17 protein-coding genes and 2 pseudogenes are annotated in these 17,315 nt (G+C 71.0%); 14 read left to right on the top strand and 5 right to left on the bottom strand.

Annotation, left to right across the window (positions count from 1 at the left end; translation table 11 throughout):
- Positions 1-54: 54 nt before the first annotated feature.
- The 6 genes from sufD to ACIPFH_RS32715 are packed head-to-tail and all read left to right on the top strand — an operon-like array spanning position 55 to position 4,430.
- A complete protein-coding gene (gene sufD / locus ACIPFH_RS32740; RefSeq protein WP_401832198.1) occupies positions 55-1,236 on the top strand; it encodes a Fe-S cluster assembly protein SufD in 1,182 nt (393 codons plus the stop codon).
- Positions 1,236-1,568 (top strand): non-heme iron oxygenase ferredoxin subunit, encoded by a 333-nt coding sequence (locus ACIPFH_RS32735; RefSeq protein ID WP_314222399.1) that lies wholly within the window; start codon positions 1,236-1,238, stop codon positions 1,566-1,568. The genes sufD and ACIPFH_RS32735 overlap by 1 nt, the downstream gene beginning before the upstream one ends.
- Positions 1,569-1,575: 7 nt before the next feature.
- A complete protein-coding gene (gene sufC, locus ACIPFH_RS32730) occupies positions 1,576-2,361 on the top strand; it encodes a Fe-S cluster assembly ATPase SufC (protein ID WP_401832196.1) in 786 nt (261 codons plus the stop codon).
- Positions 2,358-3,614, top strand: coding sequence for a cysteine desulfurase (locus ACIPFH_RS32725; protein ID WP_356250711.1), 1,257 nt, complete (start codon positions 2,358-2,360; stop codon positions 3,612-3,614). Before sufC ends, ACIPFH_RS32725 begins: the two co-directional genes overlap by 4 nt.
- A 19-nt stretch (positions 3,615-3,633) precedes the next feature.
- Positions 3,634-4,101 carry a Fe-S cluster assembly sulfur transfer protein SufU gene (gene sufU, locus ACIPFH_RS32720; RefSeq protein ID WP_356250709.1) on the top strand — a complete coding sequence of 156 codons (468 nt, stop codon included), beginning with the start codon at positions 3,634-3,636 and terminating at the stop codon, positions 4,099-4,101.
- The gene (locus ACIPFH_RS32715; RefSeq protein ID WP_062649699.1) at positions 4,098-4,430 is read left to right on the top strand and encodes a metal-sulfur cluster assembly factor; all 333 of its coding nucleotides are present in this window, start codon (positions 4,098-4,100) and stop codon (positions 4,428-4,430) included. The genes sufU and ACIPFH_RS32715 overlap by 4 nt, the downstream gene beginning before the upstream one ends.
- Before the next feature lie 75 nt (positions 4,431-4,505).
- On the opposite strand, the gene ACIPFH_RS32710 is transcribed toward ACIPFH_RS32715, so the two are convergent.
- On the bottom strand, positions 4,506-5,351 hold the full coding sequence (locus ACIPFH_RS32710) for an AbfB domain-containing protein (RefSeq protein ID WP_401832193.1): 846 nt from the start codon (positions 5,349-5,351) through the stop codon (positions 4,506-4,508).
- A gap of 250 nt (positions 5,352-5,601) precedes the next feature.
- Here ACIPFH_RS32710 and ACIPFH_RS32705 point away from each other — a divergent pair, with 250 nt between their 5' ends.
- On the top strand, positions 5,602-5,922 hold the full coding sequence (locus ACIPFH_RS32705; RefSeq protein ID WP_401832190.1) for a DMT family transporter: 321 nt from the start codon (positions 5,602-5,604) through the stop codon (positions 5,920-5,922).
- Positions 5,922-6,512 (top strand): TetR family transcriptional regulator, encoded by a 591-nt coding sequence (locus tag ACIPFH_RS32700; protein ID WP_356250702.1) that lies wholly within the window; start codon positions 5,922-5,924, stop codon positions 6,510-6,512. The genes ACIPFH_RS32705 and ACIPFH_RS32700 overlap by 1 nt, the downstream gene beginning before the upstream one ends.
- Here ACIPFH_RS32700 and ACIPFH_RS32695 read toward each other — a convergent pair.
- Positions 6,466-7,365 carry a winged helix-turn-helix transcriptional regulator gene (locus ACIPFH_RS32695; protein ID WP_401832189.1) on the bottom strand — a complete coding sequence of 300 codons (900 nt, stop codon included), beginning with the start codon at positions 7,363-7,365 and terminating at the stop codon, positions 6,466-6,468. The two genes, ACIPFH_RS32700 and ACIPFH_RS32695, sit on opposite strands and share 47 nt — an antisense overlap.
- A gap of 145 nt (positions 7,366-7,510) precedes the next feature.
- On the opposite strand from ACIPFH_RS32695, the gene dapD reads away from it, so the two are divergent.
- Entirely contained in the window at positions 7,511-8,500 is a 990-nt protein-coding gene (dapD, locus tag ACIPFH_RS32690) for a 2,3,4,5-tetrahydropyridine-2,6-dicarboxylate N-succinyltransferase (RefSeq protein WP_356250698.1), read from the top strand.
- A 68-nt stretch (positions 8,501-8,568) separates the two neighbouring features.
- Here dapD and ACIPFH_RS32685 read toward each other — a convergent pair whose 3' ends face one another.
- Positions 8,569-9,072 carry a hypothetical protein gene (locus ACIPFH_RS32685; protein WP_401832187.1) on the bottom strand — a complete coding sequence of 168 codons (504 nt, stop codon included), beginning with the start codon at positions 9,070-9,072 and terminating at the stop codon, positions 8,569-8,571.
- A 139-nt stretch (positions 9,073-9,211) separates the two neighbouring features.
- Between ACIPFH_RS32685 and ACIPFH_RS32680 the strand changes: the two are divergent.
- A pseudogene (locus ACIPFH_RS32680) lies at positions 9,212-9,508 on the top strand (SigE family RNA polymerase sigma factor); the annotation flags it as partial.
- 456 nt (positions 9,509-9,964) lie between these two features.
- Here ACIPFH_RS32680 and dapA read toward each other — a convergent pair.
- Entirely contained in the window at positions 9,965-10,861 is an 897-nt protein-coding gene (dapA, locus tag ACIPFH_RS32675; RefSeq protein ID WP_401832186.1) for a 4-hydroxy-tetrahydrodipicolinate synthase, read from the bottom strand.
- 302 nt (positions 10,862-11,163) lie between these two features.
- Here dapA and ACIPFH_RS32670 point away from each other — a divergent pair, with 302 nt between their 5' ends.
- From ACIPFH_RS32670 to ACIPFH_RS32660, 3 genes and pseudogenes are all read left to right on the top strand, one after another.
- Positions 11,164-11,718: a DUF3618 domain-containing protein gene (locus ACIPFH_RS32670; protein ID WP_401832184.1), complete on the top strand. Its 555-nt coding sequence runs from the start codon at positions 11,164-11,166 to the stop codon at positions 11,716-11,718.
- Between the two features lie 297 nt (positions 11,719-12,015).
- A pseudogene (locus ACIPFH_RS32665) lies at positions 12,016-12,624 on the top strand (ArsR/SmtB family transcription factor); the annotation flags it as partial.
- A 231-nt stretch (positions 12,625-12,855) separates the two neighbouring features.
- Entirely contained in the window at positions 12,856-13,599 is a 744-nt protein-coding gene (locus tag ACIPFH_RS32660) for an SRPBCC domain-containing protein (protein ID WP_401832182.1), read from the top strand.
- 15 nt (positions 13,600-13,614) lie between these two features.
- Here the strand turns inward: ACIPFH_RS32660 and ACIPFH_RS32655 are convergent, their stop codons facing one another.
- Positions 13,615-15,441: an endonuclease/exonuclease/phosphatase family protein gene (locus ACIPFH_RS32655; protein ID WP_401832181.1), complete on the bottom strand. Its 1,827-nt coding sequence runs from the start codon at positions 15,439-15,441 to the stop codon at positions 13,615-13,617.
- A 292-nt stretch (positions 15,442-15,733) separates the two neighbouring features.
- Here ACIPFH_RS32655 and ACIPFH_RS32650 point away from each other — a divergent pair, with 292 nt between their 5' ends.
- A complete protein-coding gene (locus tag ACIPFH_RS32650) occupies positions 15,734-17,161 on the top strand; it encodes a hypothetical protein (RefSeq protein WP_401832179.1) in 1,428 nt (475 codons plus the stop codon).
- The last annotated feature ends 154 nt before the right edge of the window (positions 17,162-17,315 follow it).

The following is a 17,315-nucleotide window of genomic DNA, read 5'->3' as shown; positions in this document are numbered from 1 at the left end:
CCTCCACCACCAGCTAGCGAAATCTGACGCAGGAAAGAGAGCAGACCGACAGCCATGGCTGAGGCTACGAATATCCCGGTGGGGTCCACCACCGCCGGACAGATCGCGGTGGCCGCCGAGTCGACCGTCGCCACGCGCATGAGCGCGCCCGCGTCCTTCGACGTGGCGGACTTCCCGGTCCCGCACGGTCGCGAGGAGGAGTGGCGGTTCACGCCGCTGGAGCGGCTGCGCGGGCTGCACGACGGCACCGCCGTCGCGACCGGTGAGGGCGTGAAGGTCGCCGTCGAGGCGCCCGAGGGCGTCACCGTCGAGCTCGTGGACCGCGACGACCCGCGCCTCGGGAAGGCGGGCACCCCGGTGGACCGGGTCGCCGCCCAGGCGTACTCCGCGTTCGAGAAGGCCGGCGTGGTCACCGTGCCCAAGGAGACGGTGCTCACCGAGCCCATCCGCATCGCGGTGCACGGCGAGGGCGGGGTCTCCTACGGCCACCAGGTCATCGAGCTGGGCGCCTTCGCCGAGGCCGTCGTCGTCATCGACCACACCGGTGACGCCGTGCTGGCCGCCAACGTCGACTACGTCCTCGGGGACGGCGCGAAGCTCACCGTCGTCTCCGTCCAGGACTGGGACGACAAGGCCGTGCACGTGGCCCAGCACAACGCCCTCGTCGGCCGTGACGCGACCTTCAAGTCGGTCGTGGTGACCTTCGGCGGCGACCTGGTCCGCCTGCACCCGCGCGTGGCGTACGCCGGCCCCGGCGCCGAGGCCGAGCTGTTCGGTCTGTACTTCACGGACGCCGGTCAGCACCAGGAGCACCGCCTGCTGGTCGACCACAACGTCCCGCACTGCAAGTCCAACGTCGTCTACAAGGGCGCCCTGCAGGGCGAGGGTGCGCACGCCGTGTGGATCGGTGACGTGCTCATCGAGGCCAAGGCCGAGGGCACGGACACCTACGAGATGAACCGCAACCTGGTCCTCACGGACGGCGCGCGCGTCGACTCGGTGCCGAACCTGGAGATCGAGACCGGCGAGATCGTCGGCGCCGGTCACGCCTCCGCCACCGGCCGCTTCGACGACGAGCAGCTCTTCTACCTGATGGCCCGCGGCATCCCGGCCGACGAGGCCCGTCGCCTGGTGGTCCGCGGCTTCTTCGCCGAGCTGGTCCAGCAGATCGGTGTCGACGACATCGAGGAGCGCCTGCTCGCCCGCATCGAGACCGAGCTGGAGGCCACCGTCTGATGGCCTACGACCGTGCTCGATTCATTCGGGCCTGCGGGCTCAGCGAGCTGGAAGAGGACACCCCGACGCGGGTGGAACTCGACGGCACGCCGGTCTCGGTCGTCCGTACCGAGGGGGAGGTGTTCGCCATCCACGACATCTGTTCCCACGCGAACGTCTCGCTCTCCGAGGGCGAGGTGGAGGACTGTCAGATCGAGTGCTGGCTGCACGGCTCCAGCTTCGACCTCCGCACCGGCAAGCCGTCCGGCCTTCCCGCGACGCGCCCCGTCCCCGTATACCCCGTAAAGATCGAAGGGGACGACGTGCTCGTCTCCCTCACCCAGGAGTCCTGAGGCACCCATGGCAACGCTTGAAATCCGAGACCTGCACGTCACCGTCGAGGCCGACAACGCCACGAAGGAGATCCTCAAGGGCGTCGACCTCACCGTGAAGCAGGGCGAGACGCACGCCATCATGGGCCCGAACGGCTCCGGCAAGTCGACCCTCGCCTACTCGCTCGCGGGCCACCCGAAGTACACGATCACCAGCGGCACCGTGCTGCTCGACGGCGAGGACGTCCTGGAGATGTCCGTCGACGAGCGCGCCCGCGCGGGCCTCTTCCTCGCCATGCAGTACCCGGTCGAGGTTCCCGGCGTGTCCGTGTCGAACTTCCTGCGTACCTCCGCCACCGCCATCCGCGGCGAGGCCCCCAAGCTGCGCACCTGGGTGAAGGAGGTCAAGGAGGCCATGGAGCGTCTCCACATGGACACCTCCTTCGCCGAGCGCAACGTCAACGAGGGCTTCTCCGGCGGTGAGAAGAAGCGCCACGAGATCCTCCAGCTCGAGCTGCTCCGGCCGAAGGTCGCGATCCTCGACGAGACGGACTCCGGTCTGGACGTCGACGCCCTTCGCATCGTCTCCGAGGGCGTCAACCGCGTCCGCGAGACCGGCGAGGTCGGGACTCTGCTGATCACGCACTACACGCGCATCCTGCGCTACATCAAGCCCGACTTCGTCCACGTCTTCTCCGGCGGCCGCATCGTCGAGTCCGGCGGCGCCGAGCTCGCCGACAAGCTGGAGAACGAGGGCTACGAGGCCTATGCGAAGCTCGACGAGGTCGACACGAAGGGTGGCGTATCCGCGTGACGCAGCTGCCGGGCCTCCTCGACACCGAGGCGATCCGCAAGGACTTCCCCATCCTGGACCGACAGGTCCACGACGGCCGGAAGCTCGTGTACCTGGACAACGCGGCGACCTCGCAGAAGCCGCGCCAGGTACTGGATGCCCTGAACGAGTACTACGAGCGCTACAACGCCAACGTCCACCGCGGTGTGCATGTGCTCGCCGAGGAGGCCACGGCGCTGTACGAGGGCGCGCGCGACAAGGTCGCCGCGTTCATCAACGCGCCGAGCCGCGACGAGGTGATCTTCACCAAGAACGCCTCCGAGTCGCTCAACCTCGTGGCGAACATGCTGGGCTGGGCCGACGAGCCCTACCGCGTGGACCATGAGACCGAGATCGTCATCACCGAGATGGAGCACCACTCCAACATCGTCCCGTGGCAGCTGCTGTCGCAGCGCACGGGCGCGAAGCTGAAGTGGTTCGGCCTGACCGACGACGGCCGGCTCGACCTGTCGAACATCGACGAGATCATCACCGAGAAGACGAAGATCGTCTCCTTCGTGCTGGTGTCGAACATCCTCGGCACGGTGAACCCGGTCGAGGCGATAGTGCGCCGCGCGCAGGAGGTCGGCGCGCTGGTGTGCATCGACGCCTCGCAGGCAGCGCCGCACATGCCGATGGACGTGCAGGCCCTCCAGGCCGACTTCGTGGCCTTCACCGGCCACAAGATGTGCGGCCCGACCGGCATCGGCGTCCTCTGGGGCCGCCAGGAGCTGCTCGAGGACCTTCCCCCGTTCCTCGGCGGCGGCGAGATGATCGAGACGGTGTCGATGCACTCGTCGACGTACGCCCCGGCACCCCACAAGTTCGAGGCGGGCACCCCGCCGATCGCGCAGGCGGTCGGTCTGGGCGCGGCCATCGACTACCTGTCCTCGATCGGCATGGACAAGATCCTCGCCCACGAGCACGCGCTCACCGAATACGCGGTGCGCAAGCTCGGCGAGGTCCCCGACCTGCGGATCATCGGCCCGACGACGGCCGAGGACCGGGGCGCGGCGATCTCCTTCACGCTCGGCGACATCCACCCGCACGACGTGGGCCAGGTGCTGGACGAGCAGGGCGTCGCGGTCCGGGTGGGCCACCACTGCGCCCGTCCCGTCTGCCTGCGCTACGGAATTCCCGCGACCACACGAGCGTCGTTCTATCTGTACTCCACGCCGGCCGAGATCGACGCTCTGGTCGACGGTCTGGAGCACGTACGGAACTTCTTCGGCTGAGGGGTTGGCGAGCGAGCGCATGAAGCTGGACTCGATGTACCAGGAAGTCATCCTGGACCACTACAAGCACCCGCACGGGCGTGGTCTGCGCGATGGCGACGCCGAGGTGCACCATGTGAACCCGACCTGCGGCGACGAGATCACCCTCCGCGTGAGGTACGACGGCACGAAGATCGAGGACGTCAGCTACGAGGGCCAGGGCTGCTCCATCAGCCAGGCGAGCGCGTCCGTCCTGAACGACCTCCTGGTCGGCAAGGACCTGGCCGAGGCGCAGAAGATCCAGGAGACGTTCCTGGAGCTGATGCAGTCCAAGGGCCGGATCGAGCCCGACGACGCGATGGAGGAGGTGCTGGAGGACGCCGTCGCGTTCGCCGGTGTCTCCAAGTACCCGGCCCGGGTCAAGTGCGCCCTCCTCAGCTGGATGGCATGGAAGGACGCGACGGCCCAGGCCCTGGGCGGAGCCGACGCCGAAAGGAACACGGCATGACCGAGACCGTTGAGATGAAGCCGGCCTCCGAGGAGGAGGTCCGCGAGGCGCTGTACGACGTCGTCGACCCCGAACTGGGCATCGACGTCGTCAACCTCGGGCTGATCTACGGCATCCACATCGACGACGCGAACATCGCGACGATCGACATGACCCTGACCTCGGCGGCCTGTCCGCTGACGGACGTGATCGAGGACCAGGCGAAGTCCGCCACGGACGGCCTGGTCAACGAGCTGCGCATCAACTGGGTCTGGATGCCGCCGTGGGGCCCCGACAAGATCACGGACGACGGCCGCGAGCAGCTTCGCGCACTCGGCTTCAACGTCTGAGATCGCACCGCGCACCGCGCACCGCGCACGAAAGCGGCGGCACCCCGACCGGGGTGCCGCCGCTTTCGTACGGTCTCAGCCCAGCGGGCTCACCAGGCGGAAGGAGAAGTCCGTCCGGTTGGTCGTGTTGTAGCCGTAGGGGTCCAGGCGCAGCTGGAAGTTCTTGTGGCGCAGCACGTAGTTGGGGTAGTTCGCCGACTGGAGCATCACCGCTCCCGAATACCCCGAGTAGCCGGGGCAGAAGGTGGCGTCCTGCTTGAACAGCGAGGAGCCGTCGTTGCGTTCGGCGCGCAGCACGAAGTCGCGGTGGCGCAGGTACTTGCCGTCGTGCGTCGCGAACGTGTAGCAGGAGCTGTTGGACAGTCCCTTGACCACGGTGAAGGTGGAGTCCTCGCGGGATTCCGAGCCGCCCGGCTGGTCGAGTTTCACCAGGCCGTCGCTCACGTGCCAGTAGCGGTCGGGGTAGTTGACCGCCTGCAGGGACCGCTTGTCACCGGACGGCGCCGGGTCGGACGGTTTCCTGGTCGGGGAGCCCGCCGTGGGCCTGGCCGGGGTGTTCGGGGACGAACTGCCCTGCGCCTCGGGGGAGGAGGAGGCCTTCGGTGACGTGGAGCCGGACGGGGACGCGGACGTGCTCTTGCGACCCGCCGGTGTCGCCGACCCGCTCGCGGAGGGGGTGGCGAAGGAGATCAGGCCGCCTCCCGTTTCGCCGTCCGCGAGCGTCTGTCCCTGACGGTCTTTCGACGTGTCGTCAAGGGGTTGGTCGTTGAGGGCGATTGCGGTCACGCACGCCACGATGGTGGCCACGGCGAGACCGCCGGCCAGCCAGAGGCGCCGTGTTCCGGGTGCCCGGGAGGTGTCCGGTGCCCAGCCGTTCTCCCAGGGTTGCTCCTGGGGCGGCCGGGACTTGTTTTCTGGCATGCGCTGTTCCTCCAGCGGTACCCCTGACGGCTGCCGCAGCTGCGATGGCCCGGTGTGTGAACGGTGAAACAGTAGTGGAACGTGTGGCTCACATTCAGCCGTTTGGGTGAGCGCTTTCCATAACGCTTTCGACTCTGAGGGCACTTGGGGTGCGGCCCCCCGCAGCCGGCACGCGGTGGCGAGGATCGCGGGAGCGCCGGAGGGGCGCCGATATGTACACCTGTACGCATCGTTGTGTACGCTCGTACACATGGGATATCTGACGCTCGCCGGCGCCATCGCCGCCGAGGTGGCCGCGACGACGGCCATGAAGTACAGCGACGGCTTCAGCAGGCTCTGGCCCTCGCTGCTGACGGCCGTCGGCTACGTCGTCTCCTTCCTCCTCCTCGCCCAGACCCTCAAGACCGTCGGCATCGGCACGGCGTACGCGATCTGGGCCGGGGTCGGCACCGCGACCATCGCCGTCATAGGGCTGGCCCTGTTCGGGGAGTCCCTGACGCTCACCAAGGCCGCCGGCATCCTGCTGATCGTCGGGGGAGTGGTCGTGCTGAACCTCGGAGGTGCGCACTGATGCCCCGGCGCCACGACCCCGAGCGGCGGCAGCGGATCATCGACGCGGCGATCCGGGTCGTCGGCGACAAGGGGCTGGCCGGCCTCAGCCACCGGTCGGTCGCCGCCGAGGCCGACGTGCCCCTCGGCTCCACCACCTACCACTTCGCCACCCTCGACGAACTGGTGATCGCCGCCCTGCGACAGGCCAACGAGGGCTTCGCCAAGGTGGTCGCGGCGCACGGCGGGCTGACGGACACCCGTCTCGACCTGCCCGCCGAACTGGCCGGACTGCTCGGCGACTGGCTGGCGGGCGAGCGGACCGGCGTCGAGCTGGAGTACGAGCTCTACCTGGCCGCCCTGCGCAGGCCGGCGCTGCGCCCGGTCGCCGCCGAGTGGGCCGAGGACCTCGCCGCCCTGCTCGCCCGGCGCGTCGACCCCCTCACCGCACGCGCGCTGGTCGCGCTGATGGACGGGATCTGTCTCCAGGTGCTGCTGACGGACGCGCCCTACGACGAGGAGTACGCGCGCGAGGCACTGGCACGGCTCATTCCGCCCGGCCCCGTCACCCCTTCGCGTCGGCCCCCTCGCTCAGGCGCCGGACGGAGCTGAGCGCCTCCTCGACGCTCCCCGCCACGTCCGTCACCGGATACTGCACCTGCCGTACGACCCGCTCCCGGTCCACGACCAGCGTCAGCCGTTTCAGCCGGCTCACCCCCGCAGCCCGGAAGGTCGGCAGCCGCAGCGCCGCGATCAGCGCCGACTCCGCGTCGGACAGCAGCGGCAGGCCCAGCCGCTCCTCCTGCGCGAACGCGCGCTGCTCGTCCGGACGTTGCGTGGAGACGCCGTGCACCGCCGCGCCCGCCGCACGGAACCCGGCGAGCCGGTCGCGGTAGGTGCGGGACTCCAGCGTGCAGCCCGGGGCGCCCGGGATGTCCGCCCACCCCGGGGGGTAGGCGTCAGGACGGGCATAGGCGCCGGGAAAGCAGTAGAGAACGGTGTACGGAGCGTCGTCGGCGACCGGATCGCGCGGCGCGCCCTGATCGTCGACCAGCCGGAGCCCCGGCAGCCGCGTGCCGACCAGCGCGTGCACGCGCCGGGCCTCCGCGGACGTCCGCTCGGCCGTGGCCGTGGTGCTGCCGTCACCCAGGACCCAGGCGTCGCCCCAGTCCTGGAGGGCGACCAGCACGGGCAGCAGGGCCCGGCCGCGCGCCGTGAGGCGGTACTCGTACCGCACCGGGCGCTCCTGGTAGGGCACCCGCGCGAGCACCTCCGCCTCCACGAGGAGCCGCAGCCGTTCGGTCAACACCTTCCGGGACAGGCCGAGTTCGCGCTGCAGCTCGTCGAACCGGTGCACCCCGCGCGCCGTGTCCCGGACGATCAGCAGGGTCCACCAGTCTCCGACGACGTCCAGCGCCTGCGCGATGGCGCAGCCGTAATCCTCCAGGCTCGTCCTGCGGGCCATGAGCCTCCTCCCGTTCCTGACGGCCATGCTGGCACAGTTGGTTCCCAAGGGGAACTCACCTGGTCGGCGGGGTCGCCCGGCCCGCCACCTGAGACACCGCTGTGCGGGTTGGCCTCTGCGGCCCCGTGCCGGTTAGGTTGCCCTCATGACCGACACGACTGCTCCTCGCACCACCGGCGCCGTGGCCGCCGGCCTCGCCACGATCGCCGCCGACGGCACCGTTCTCGACACCTGGTTCCCCGCGCCCGCGCTCGCCGCCGAGCCCGGCCCGTCCGGCACCGAGCGCCTGTCCGCCGGGAAAGCCGTGGAGCTGCTCGGCGAGGGTGCGACGAAGGCCGTCGGCCCGGACGCCCGCCGGGGCGTCGAGGTGGTCGCGGTCCGCACGGTCATCGCCTCGCTCGACGACAAGCCGCTCGACGCGCACGACGTGTACCTGCGCCTGCACCTGCTCTCCCACCGGCTCGTGAAGCCGCACGGGCAGAGCCTGGACGGCATGTTCGGCCACCTCGCCAACGTCGCCTGGACCTCCCTCGGCCCGGTCGCCGTCGACGAGATCGAGAAGGTCCGTCTGAACGCCCGCGCCGAGGGCCTGCACCTCCAGGTCACGTCCATCGACAAGTTCCCGCGCATGACGGACTACGTCGCCCCGAAGGGCGTCCGGATCGCCGACGCCGACCGGGTCCGCCTCGGCGCCCACCTGGCCGAGGGCACCACGGTCATGCACGAGGGCTTCGTCAACTTCAACGCGGGCACGCTCGGCACGTCGATGGTGGAGGGCCGTATCTCCGCCGGCGTCATCGTCGGCGACGGCTCGGACATCGGCGGCGGCGCGTCCACGATGGGCACGCTGTCCGGCGGCGGCAACGTGATCATCTCCATCGGCGAGCGCTGCCTGATCGGCGCCGAGGCGGGCGTCGGCATCGCGCTCGGCGACGAGTGCGTGGTCGAGGCGGGCCTCTACGTCACGGCGGGCACCCGGGTGACCATGCCCGACGGCCAGATCGTCAAGGCCCGCGAACTCTCCGGCGCCTCGAACATCCTCTTCCGCCGCAACTCGGTCACCGGCGCGGTCGAGGCCCGCCCGAACAACGCGGTATGGGGCGGTCTGAACGAGATCCTGCACAGCCACAACTGATCTACGGCGGCCGTGACCCGGCCGCGGATCGCTGAGCGCCCTCCCGCCGTCGGCGGAAGGGCGCTCTGTCACGTGGGCAGTGCTGCCGCGAATTCCGCCAGGGCGGTGAAGTCCTCCTCGCGCAGCCCGAGCCGGGGGTTCACGTGGTGCAGGAGGGCCGGGGCCGGGTGATGGGCGGTGACGTAGGCCGAGTCGGCGGGGGACTGTTCGTCGTCGACCCAGGCGAAGGGACGGCCCGCCGCGTGGGCGACTATCGCCTCCGTCTTCCAGTGGACTCCGTCGTCCCGGTGGGCGAAGAGCGCCGTGCCGAAGTCGACGTATGGGAGTTCGGGCAGCCCCACCACCGGCGCGATCCAGCGGTTGGCCCGGTCCATCCAGGTGGTCGCCCAGCACAGTTCGTAGGGGAGGCGGAGCAGGGCGGCGCCGTGGCCGGGGTGCAGCCAGACCCGCAGCGGCCGTTCCCGGCCCACGGACGCCCTGATGGTCGTATAGCCCACCGGTCGCTTCGTGGGCCTGGCGGCGTACGGGTTGAGGGGCCCGTCGACGTCGAGGTAGAGCAGCGGTCGGCTCATGCGCTCACCGTACGTGAGCGGGGTCGGGTGCCCGCGGGGGTTTTCTGCGGGCCGCGGGCACAGCGGAGGCGGGCCGTGCGCGTCACAAGGGGCACAGGGGTCGGACACCCGGTCCGCTCCGGGGGAAGAGAAGGTGACGATGGATGCCGAAGCGCTGGAGAGCTTCCGGCAATTCGTGGACGGCAGATCGTCGGCCCTGCTGAGGACGGCCGTGCTGCTCAGCGGTGGCGACCGGCACGCGGGTGAGGATCTGCTCCAGAACGCTCTGGCGAAGGCGGCGGGCCGCCGGCACCGCATCGAGGAACCGGAGGCCTACGTACGGCAGGTCCTCTACCGGCAGCAGATCAGCCGCTGGTGCCTGAAGTGGCCCCGGCGCGAGGTCGGCGTCGCCGAGCCGCCGGGCGGCGCGACCGGCCCGGACGCGTCCTCGGCCGCCGGCCCGAGCCGGGGGTTCACGTGGTGCAGGAGGGCCGGGGCCGTGTGATCGGCGGTGATCAGTACTACGACCGGCAGGGCGAGGAGGCCGACCCGCCGGCCGGTCACCGGTACCTGCAGTGGTACGTCGACGCCGGACTCTCGCCCGACGGGAGACTGCTCGCGGCGTCTTCGCGGGTGAGAGGTACAAGTCGTCCTCGTGGATCGTCGACCCCCGCACCGGGAAGAACATCACCGAGACGCGCGGCCGGCGTCTGCTGGCCTGGGCCGACGACTCCTCCCTGGTCGCCTGGGACATCGGAGAGGACGGCGTCGAGTCTCGCCAGCGCCTGGTGCTCGTGAGGATCGGCAGCGAGAAGGGTCGTGCCCCTGAGCGGCTTCCGCGCGGGCGAGGACGGCACCCCGGGACGCTGGGAGGCGATCTTCGCGAACCGCCGACCGGGCCCTGGCCGGGTGCTCAGCGGCCCGGCCGGGTGACGAGCCGCTCGTAGGCCGCGCGCAGCCCGTCGACCGTTGGCCGGTCGGCGGGCCGCAGCGGCGCCCGGACCGGGCCGGCCGGCAGGCCCAGCTCGCCGAGCAGGGCCTTGGCCGTGACGGTTCCGGGCAGGCCCGACGCCATCATCGACTCCACCAGCTCCGTGACCCGTTGCTGTCGCTCGGCGGCTTCGGCGGTGCGGCCCGCGTCGAACGCGTCCAGGACGGCACGGAGTTGGGCCGGAACCACGTTCGCGACCGTGCTGACATAGCCCGCCCCACCCACCGCGTACAGGGCGAGGTTGAGCTCGTCGCTGCCCGCGTAATACGCCAACCCGGTGCGGGAAAGCACCTTCTGGGCGCCGAGGAAGTCGTAGGAGCAGTCCTTGACCGCGACGATCCGGGGGTGTTCGGCGAGCCGGAGCATGGTGTCCGGCTCGATCCGGGTGCCCGTGCGCGCGGGGATGTCGTACAGCATCACCGGCAGTCCCGAAGCGTCCGCGACCTCCCGGAAGTGCGCCTCCAGGGCGTCCTGCGGGGGCCTGCTGTAGTAGGGGCTGACCACCAGGGCCCCGTCCGCGCCCGCCTTCTCGGCGGCCAGGGCGAGTTCGACGGTGTGACGGGTGTCGAAGGTGCCCACTCCTGCCACGATCGACGCCCGGTCGCCCACCGCCTCCCGCACCGCGGCCACCAGCTCCGCCTTCTCGGCGTCCGACGTGGTCGGCGACTCGCCCGTCGTACCGGAGAGCACCAGTCCGTCGCAGCCGGCGGACATCAGCCGGTCGGCGAGCCGCCGCGCGCCGTCGAGGTCGAGTGCGCCGGCCGGGGTGAAGGGCGTGATCATCGCGCAGAGGGCACGGCCGAAGGGGGCTGTCGTCATGGGGATAGTCTCGGCCACACAACAGTGAAGCTCTACTTAATTCTTCTACGGTATACAGGTAAGAATTGCTGTGAAGTGTTCGGTCGTCGGCGGGCCTCGACCGGTCCCGGACCGGATGGGCGGGGGTGTCGGCGTCCCTCCGCCGGGGGTGACGGCGACCGGCCGGGGTACCCGGATGTTCCGGAACCGAGAGAAGACGGCGTGCCGGGCCGGTGGGCGTCTGCCCGGTGCGCCGCCCGCTCCCGAGGAATCCCTGGGAGCGAGCGGGCCGACGTCGAGGACATCAGGGAGAGGGCGCACCGATGAGGGACAGGACACAGGCCGACCTGCGTCGGCAGATCGAGCTGACCCGGCACCGGCTGGGGACCACGGTGGAGGAGTTGGCGATCAGGGCGGACCTCCGCGGCCGGGCCCGGGCCCGTGCCGCCGACCTCATGGACCGCGCCGGCGCGGTGAGCGTGCAACTGCGCAGCACGGCGTCCCAGGCGGGGCACCACCTGCAGGAGCGGGCGAATCGCGCCGGTCACGCGGTGCAGGGACACGCGGGCCGCGCGGGGCACCTGATCGAGGAACGCGCGGGCCGTGCCGGGCAGACGGTGCGAGGCACCGCGGCTCGTGCCGGTCACGGCGTCCACGACCGCGCGGCTCACGCCCGCCAGGCCGGCCACACCTTCCGGGGCGGGGCCTCCGGGGCGGGGCACACCGCGGAGCGGTCCGTGCCGGCTCCGGTCCGGACGCCCGTGCGGTACGCCCTGCGCAATCCGCGGCCGGTGGTGATCGTGGGCGCCGCGGCGGTGGCGCTGGTGGCGGCCGGGGTGATCGGAAGGGGCAGGGTGAGGGCGAGGGAGAAGCGGTGACCGGCGAGGCCGGGAGGGCGGGCGGCAGGCGGCGCGCGACACGCGGAGGACGGCGGGCGGCGAGACGCTGAGACGGTGAGACGGTGAGACGGTGAGACGGCGAGGGTAGGCCCGGCACCCAGGGCATACGGGTGCCGGGCCCACCCGTGTGTCCGGGACCAGGATCGGGACCCGGACACGGCACGTCTTCCGGCGTTTCCAAGCGCTCGGCCCGGCGTTCCGCGTCCCGCACGGCCCGCCACCACCGAAGACTGAATCGTCCTGGACAAAAAAAGTTTTCGGTGAGACGGTGGACGCATGCTGGACGTGACCGTGATCGAGGACCCCGAGGCCGCCGCCGTCTCCCTGGACCCCATACGGGCCGGGCTGCTCGCCGAGCTGACGGCCGGACCCGCGTCGGCGGCGATGCTGGCCGGCAGGGTCGGGCTGCCGAGACAGAAGGTGAACTACCACCTCAAGGCGCTGGAGCGGTACGGCCTGGTCGAGCTGGCCGGTGAGCGCCGCAAGGGCAATGTCACCGAGCGGCTGATGCGGGCGACCGCCGCGTCGTACGTGATCTCGCCGCTCGCGCTCGCCTCCGTGCAGCCGGATCCGGACCGCTTCCGGGACCAGCTGTCCGCGCGCTGGCTGCTCGCGCTCGGCGCCCGGCTGGTGCGTGATGTCGGCTCGCTGATCACCGGCGCCGCGAAGGCCCGCAAGGGCCTGGCGACGTACGCGCTGGACGGCGAGGTGCGCTTCGCCTCGGCCGCCGACCGGGCCGCGTTCATCCAGGAGTTGACGGCGGGGATCGGCGCTCTGATCCACAAGTACGACGCCCCCGACGCCGAGGGCGGCCGCGACCACCGGATCGTCGTGGCCGTCCACCCCACGGTCAAGTCCCCACCCGAGACCCAGACCCAGACCCAGCCCCAGCCCCAGGTCCAGGGTCAGCCCGAGACCCAGCCCCAGACCCAGCCCCAGCCCCAGGTCCAGGGTCAGCCCGAGACCCAGGCCCAGAGTCAGGCCCGAAGTCAGACCCAGAGTCAGACCCGGACACGGAGTCAGACGCTGCCCCAGGGTCAGACCCGGGCGCCGAGTCGGAGCCGAGCCGGGAGCGAAGCCCCCGAACTCGACAGCCAGTAGTCAGGAGAGCCCGCCATGTCCAAGGAATTCGAGATCGCCCGCGAGTTCGAGGTCGACGCCACACCGCAGCAGGTGTGGGACGCCTTCACCGCCGGGACCGGCGGCTGGCTGTGGCCGATGGAGGAGCCGGAGCCGCGTGAGGGCGGCAAGGGACCCTTCGGGTCCACGGTCACCGTCTGGGACCCGCCGCACCGCTACACCAACCGGGTCGAGAACGTCGACGGCATCTCCGAGCAGACCCTGAACCAGCTCGACTACACCGTCGAGCCGCGCGACGAAGGCCGCCGGGCGTGGGTGCGCTATGTGCACAGCGGCATCTTCGTCGACGACTGGGACAACCAGTACGACGCGGCGGGCCGGCACACCGACTTCTATCTGCACACGCTGCGCGAGTACCTGACGCACTTCGACGGCCGCCCGGTCGCCTTCACCACCTTCGACGGCCCCGAGGAGTCCAAGGCGTCCGACGCCCTCACCGCCGTGGCGCGGGCGCTGGGCCTCGCGGACGGCACCGCCGAAGGCGCGCGGGTCCGGGGCGCCGGCCCCGAGGGGCGGACCCTCGACGCGGTGGTCGACTTCCGCAACCCGTACTTCGTCGGGCTGCGCACCGACGGCGCCCTCGTCCGCTTCTTCGGCCGCAACCACTGGGGCTACCCGGTCGGCGTCAGCGTCCACGACTTCGCGCCGGACGCCGACGCCAAGGCGAACGAGGCCGCCTGGCGGGGCTGGCTGGACGCGGTGTTCAGCCGGCCCCGGTGACCGCTGCCGCGGGTGTTACGGCGTGAACCGCAGAACCTGCGGGTCGTGGTCGCTGATCTGGTCGTTGAACTCCGCGTTGATGTGCACGCTGTCGTACTCGAAGTCGCCGTCGTGCTTGATCGAGCGGCTCACCAGGATCTGGTCCAGGACCTGCTGGTTGCCCTGGTAGTCGTAGGTGTAGCGCTCGTTCCTGGACAGCGACTTGATCGCCGACCAGAGCGTGCCGTCGCCCTCGAGGATCTGGGCGGTGCCGGAGAACTCGAAGTCGTTGATGTCGCCGAGGGCGATGACGTCCGCCTTCTTCTGCACGTCGAGGATGTCCTTGACGAAGGCGTTGACCAGCGTCGCCTGCTGGTGGCGCTGGGTCTCCGAGCTGCGCACCACCGGCTGGTACTGCGCGGTCAGGCCCTGGTCGCCGCCCTTGGAGTTGAAGTGGTTGGCGATCACGAAGACCGTGCGGCCGCGGAAGACGAACTCGCCGACCAGCGGCTTGCGGCTGCTCGTCCAGGCCGCGTTCGCCGGGTCGATGCGGCCGGGGGAGGCGGTGAGTCGGGCCTGGCCGTCCACCTCGGTGACGCCGACGGCGGTGGTGGCGTCGCCGCCCGCGCGGTCGGTGAAGGAGACCCGCTCCGGGTTGAACAGGAACACCTGACGGATGTTTCCGCCCGGCTCGCCGCCGTCGGTGTTGTTCGTCGGGTCGATCGAGCGCCAGTCGTACTTCGGGCCGCCCGCGGCCACGATCGCGTCGATCAGCTTGCCGACCGTCACGTCGGCGGCGGTCGTGCCGTCGTTCGTGGCGCCGTTGTTGTCCTGGATCTCCTCCAGGGACACGACGTCCGGCGACTGCAGGTTGTTCACGATCGCGGCGGCGTGTTCCCCGAACGTGGCGTCGGACGGGTCGAGGTTCTCGACGTTGTACGTCGCGACCGCGAGCTCGTCCGTCTTCTGCTTCCGCGTCGTCTCCCGCTCCAGGCCGCCGCTCTTCAGCGTGCCGAGCTGGTTCGCGACGAGCGTGTAGCCGCCGAACTGGTTGTAGTCCAGCGGGCCCGCCGTGTCGCCGACGAGGGTGTCGCCGACGTTCGCGACCGGGAAGGCGGCGGTCGGGCCCAGCGACTGGATCTGGAGCCGGCCCGTGTTCTGCGACGCGTAGGAGTCGTACAGCGTGCCACCACGGCGGGTGTCGTTCTCGTGCGGCTTCACCGTGACCCACAGCTCGCTGTACGGGTCGGTGGCGGTGACCACCCCGGCATCGGCGACCTTGACGTTCATGCCCTCGAGGGACTCGTAGTAGTCCAGGGCGTACGTGGCCGGGCGCAGGGCGAGGCCGTTGATCGAGTTGCCCGCGGCGGCGTCGCCGGCCGGGGTGTACTCGGCGGGGACCGACTTCTTGTTCACGACGGTCGCGGCGGGGACCGCGTTGCCGCTGGAGAGGACCGTCACCGTCGGCTTGGTGATCTCGGTGACCGACTGGTTGCCGGTCGAGACGCCGCCCGGGACGAACTCCGAGACCGTGCCGTTGACCGTGACGGAGTCACCGACGGCGACCTTCGGGGTCGAGCTGGTGAAGACGAAGACGCCCTCACTGGTGGCCGAATCGGCGTCCGGGTTCGGATCCTGGATCCAGAAGCCTCTGGACGAGCCGTAGGTGCGCACGCCGGTGACGATTCCGGCCACACCCGTGACCGCCTTGCCGGCGTACGGCGATATCCGGGTCGTGCCCTGGATGTCGTGAATGGCCACCGTGTCCGCGTGGGCGGGCGTGGTGAGCGCGACGGTGGAGGCCGCGGAACAGACTGCGGCGACGGTGAGTGTGGCGAGACGCGCGGACTTCTTGCTGGGCAACGGAATCCCTCCGGGGACGTACAGGAGCGCCGGGACGAGGGTGGAGCGTAAAACCGGGGGCCGCGACCGGCGGAGCGGAGGCGACGCGCGTAGAAACTACAGTGAACAGATGTCCATCGGATTTCTACGCGCGTCAATCTCCTGCCTGGTCACGCCACTTGTCAAGGTTTCAGCCATGTACGCGGCCCGACGGGGAGATGAACCGGGCGGCATGGGTCCATACCCGTCTAGGCTGAGTGGCCCAGTGCCCCCAGCTGGCCGGTGGCACCACGCGCCCTAGGAGAACCAGCCGATGTCAGACAGCTCCCCCCTCCCGCCGGTGCGGCTGCACCCCGAAGCGGAGCTGGCGCGCGACGCGCTGTCCACGCCCTTGCTCTCCCGGGCCGCCCTGCTCGCCCGGTGGGCCGGTCCCGGCACCCGGGTCGACGCCGGGGGCGGGCTCGTCGAGGAGCAACTGGCGCCCGCCGCCGAAGCGCTGGGGCTGAGCGGGGACGACGCGGCCGCCTACGCGAGCGAGGCCTGGCGGGTCGCCCTGGACGCCGGGCTCGTGGAGGTCGTCGACGAGGAGGCCGGCACCGTCACGGCCGGCGAGGACCTGGCCCTGCTGACCTCCGGTTCCCCGCACGACATCCTCGCCGTCTGGCTCGGCGCCCTGGAGACCGTGCTCGCCGACGCCGCCGTCCCCGACCTGGACGAACTGATGGAGGCGATGGACGAGGGCGGCGAGATCGACTTCTCCCGGCTCGACTGGAACCCGGAGGCCGAGGCCGAGTTCCTCGACGGTGTGCTCGGCAACCTCTACCTGCTCACCGCCAGCGAGGACGGCCCCGGCGACGCCCCCGTCCCGCTCCCCGCGCTCGCCGCGTCGATGATCATCCCCGGTGACATGGACGAGCCCACCAACGACGTCCTGGAGCAGGTCTCCGACGCGATGATGCGGCTCGACGACCAGTTCCGGCTCCTGGAGCCGATCGGTATCGTCGCCTACCGGCCCGTCGACGAGGACCTGATGGCGGACCCCGAGGAGGAGCCCGCCGCCGCGGTCGACGAGACCGACGTCTCCCGCTACGGCATGGTCCGCCTCACCCCCCTCGGCGTGTACGGGCTGCGGGCCCGGCTGCTGGAGGCCGGCTTCCGGGCCCCGGCCGTCGGCGACCTCGCCGACAAGGGCGCCGACGCCCTCCTCGACGGCAGCGCCGGCTACGGCTCGAGCGCCGCCCTCGCCGAGACCGAGCAGTGGCTGGTGCGTCGAGAACCCCTCGACGCGGCACGGGAGTTGCTGGCCGCCGCTCGCGGCTCCGACCCCGGCGCGCCGCTGCGCCGACTGCGCTGCCAGCAGGCCCTCTCGCTCGTCGGAGGCCAGGCCGAACCCGCCGTCCGCGAAGTCCTCGACGACGCCGAACTCGGCGGCCTCGCGCGCGTCTGGCTCAGCGAGCTCGGCGCGACGGACGTCCCGGCGCCCTCCGAGGACCTGGTTTTCTGGCTCACCATCGACACCCTCGCCGCGCAGCTCGCCGCCGAGGGCAACTCCGAGGAACTCCAGGCCCTCGTCGAGGGGCTGGCGCAGCAGCACGGCGGTTTCTTCTCGGCGGCCTGGCGCGTCGACCACCCGGCGACCCCGGACGTCCTGGAGGCGATGGGACGGCTGCACCCGGACAAGCGCATCGCGAAGGAGGCGCGCAAGGCGGCGTTCAAGGCGCGGTCCCAGCAGGGCGGATGAGACTTCCGGGCCGCGGGGCTCGTCCGCCGCGCTGAGGGGCCTTCTTTGGCCTCCCGTGGCCTGATCCGTACGGATTCATGGAACGGGGTCCCCTGAAGTCGTCCCCTGTTCAACTCCCGTTCAGGCATGGGCGGGACGGTGTCGCCGAACCGAG

It is taken from the genome of Streptomyces sp. NPDC088157 (genome assembly GCF_044741545.1).
In the GTDB taxonomy this organism is placed as follows: domain Bacteria; phylum Actinomycetota; class Actinomycetes; order Streptomycetales; family Streptomycetaceae; genus Streptomyces.
This window is presented reverse-complemented; position numbering and strand designations above follow the sequence as displayed.

Bases quoted from the DNA above. Each gene is read 5' to 3' on its own strand.
- ACIPFH_RS32710 (WP_401832193.1), bottom strand. From the start codon at position 5,351: ATGCCAGAAAACAAGTCCCGGCCGCCCCAGGAGCAACCCTGGGAGAAC.
- dapA (WP_401832186.1), bottom strand. From the start codon at position 10,861: ATGACGACAGCCCCCTTCGGCCGTGCCCTCTGCGCGATGATCACGCCC.
- ACIPFH_RS32705 (WP_401832190.1), top strand. From the start codon at position 5,602: ATGGGATATCTGACGCTCGCCGGCGCCATCGCCGCCGAGGTGGCCGCG.
- sufD (WP_401832198.1), top strand. From the start codon at position 55: ATGGCTGAGGCTACGAATATCCCGGTGGGGTCCACCACCGCCGGACAG.
- ACIPFH_RS32715 (WP_062649699.1), top strand. From the start codon at position 4,098: ATGACCGAGACCGTTGAGATGAAGCCGGCCTCCGAGGAGGAGGTCCGC.
- dapD (WP_356250698.1), top strand. From the start codon at position 7,511: ATGACCGACACGACTGCTCCTCGCACCACCGGCGCCGTGGCCGCCGGC.
- sufC (WP_401832196.1), top strand. From the start codon at position 1,576: ATGGCAACGCTTGAAATCCGAGACCTGCACGTCACCGTCGAGGCCGAC.
- ACIPFH_RS32735 (WP_314222399.1), top strand. From the start codon at position 1,236: ATGGCCTACGACCGTGCTCGATTCATTCGGGCCTGCGGGCTCAGCGAG.
- ACIPFH_RS32700 (WP_356250702.1), top strand. From the start codon at position 5,922: ATGCCCCGGCGCCACGACCCCGAGCGGCGGCAGCGGATCATCGACGCG.
- ACIPFH_RS32695 (WP_401832189.1), bottom strand. From the start codon at position 7,365: ATGGCCCGCAGGACGAGCCTGGAGGATTACGGCTGCGCCATCGCGCAG.
- ACIPFH_RS32650 (WP_401832179.1), top strand. From the start codon at position 15,734: ATGTCAGACAGCTCCCCCCTCCCGCCGGTGCGGCTGCACCCCGAAGCG.
- ACIPFH_RS32660 (WP_401832182.1), top strand. From the start codon at position 12,856: ATGTCCAAGGAATTCGAGATCGCCCGCGAGTTCGAGGTCGACGCCACA.
- ACIPFH_RS32670 (WP_401832184.1), top strand. From the start codon at position 11,164: ATGAGGGACAGGACACAGGCCGACCTGCGTCGGCAGATCGAGCTGACC.
- ACIPFH_RS32685 (WP_401832187.1), bottom strand. From the start codon at position 9,072: ATGAGCCGACCGCTGCTCTACCTCGACGTCGACGGGCCCCTCAACCCG.
- sufU (WP_356250709.1), top strand. From the start codon at position 3,634: ATGAAGCTGGACTCGATGTACCAGGAAGTCATCCTGGACCACTACAAG.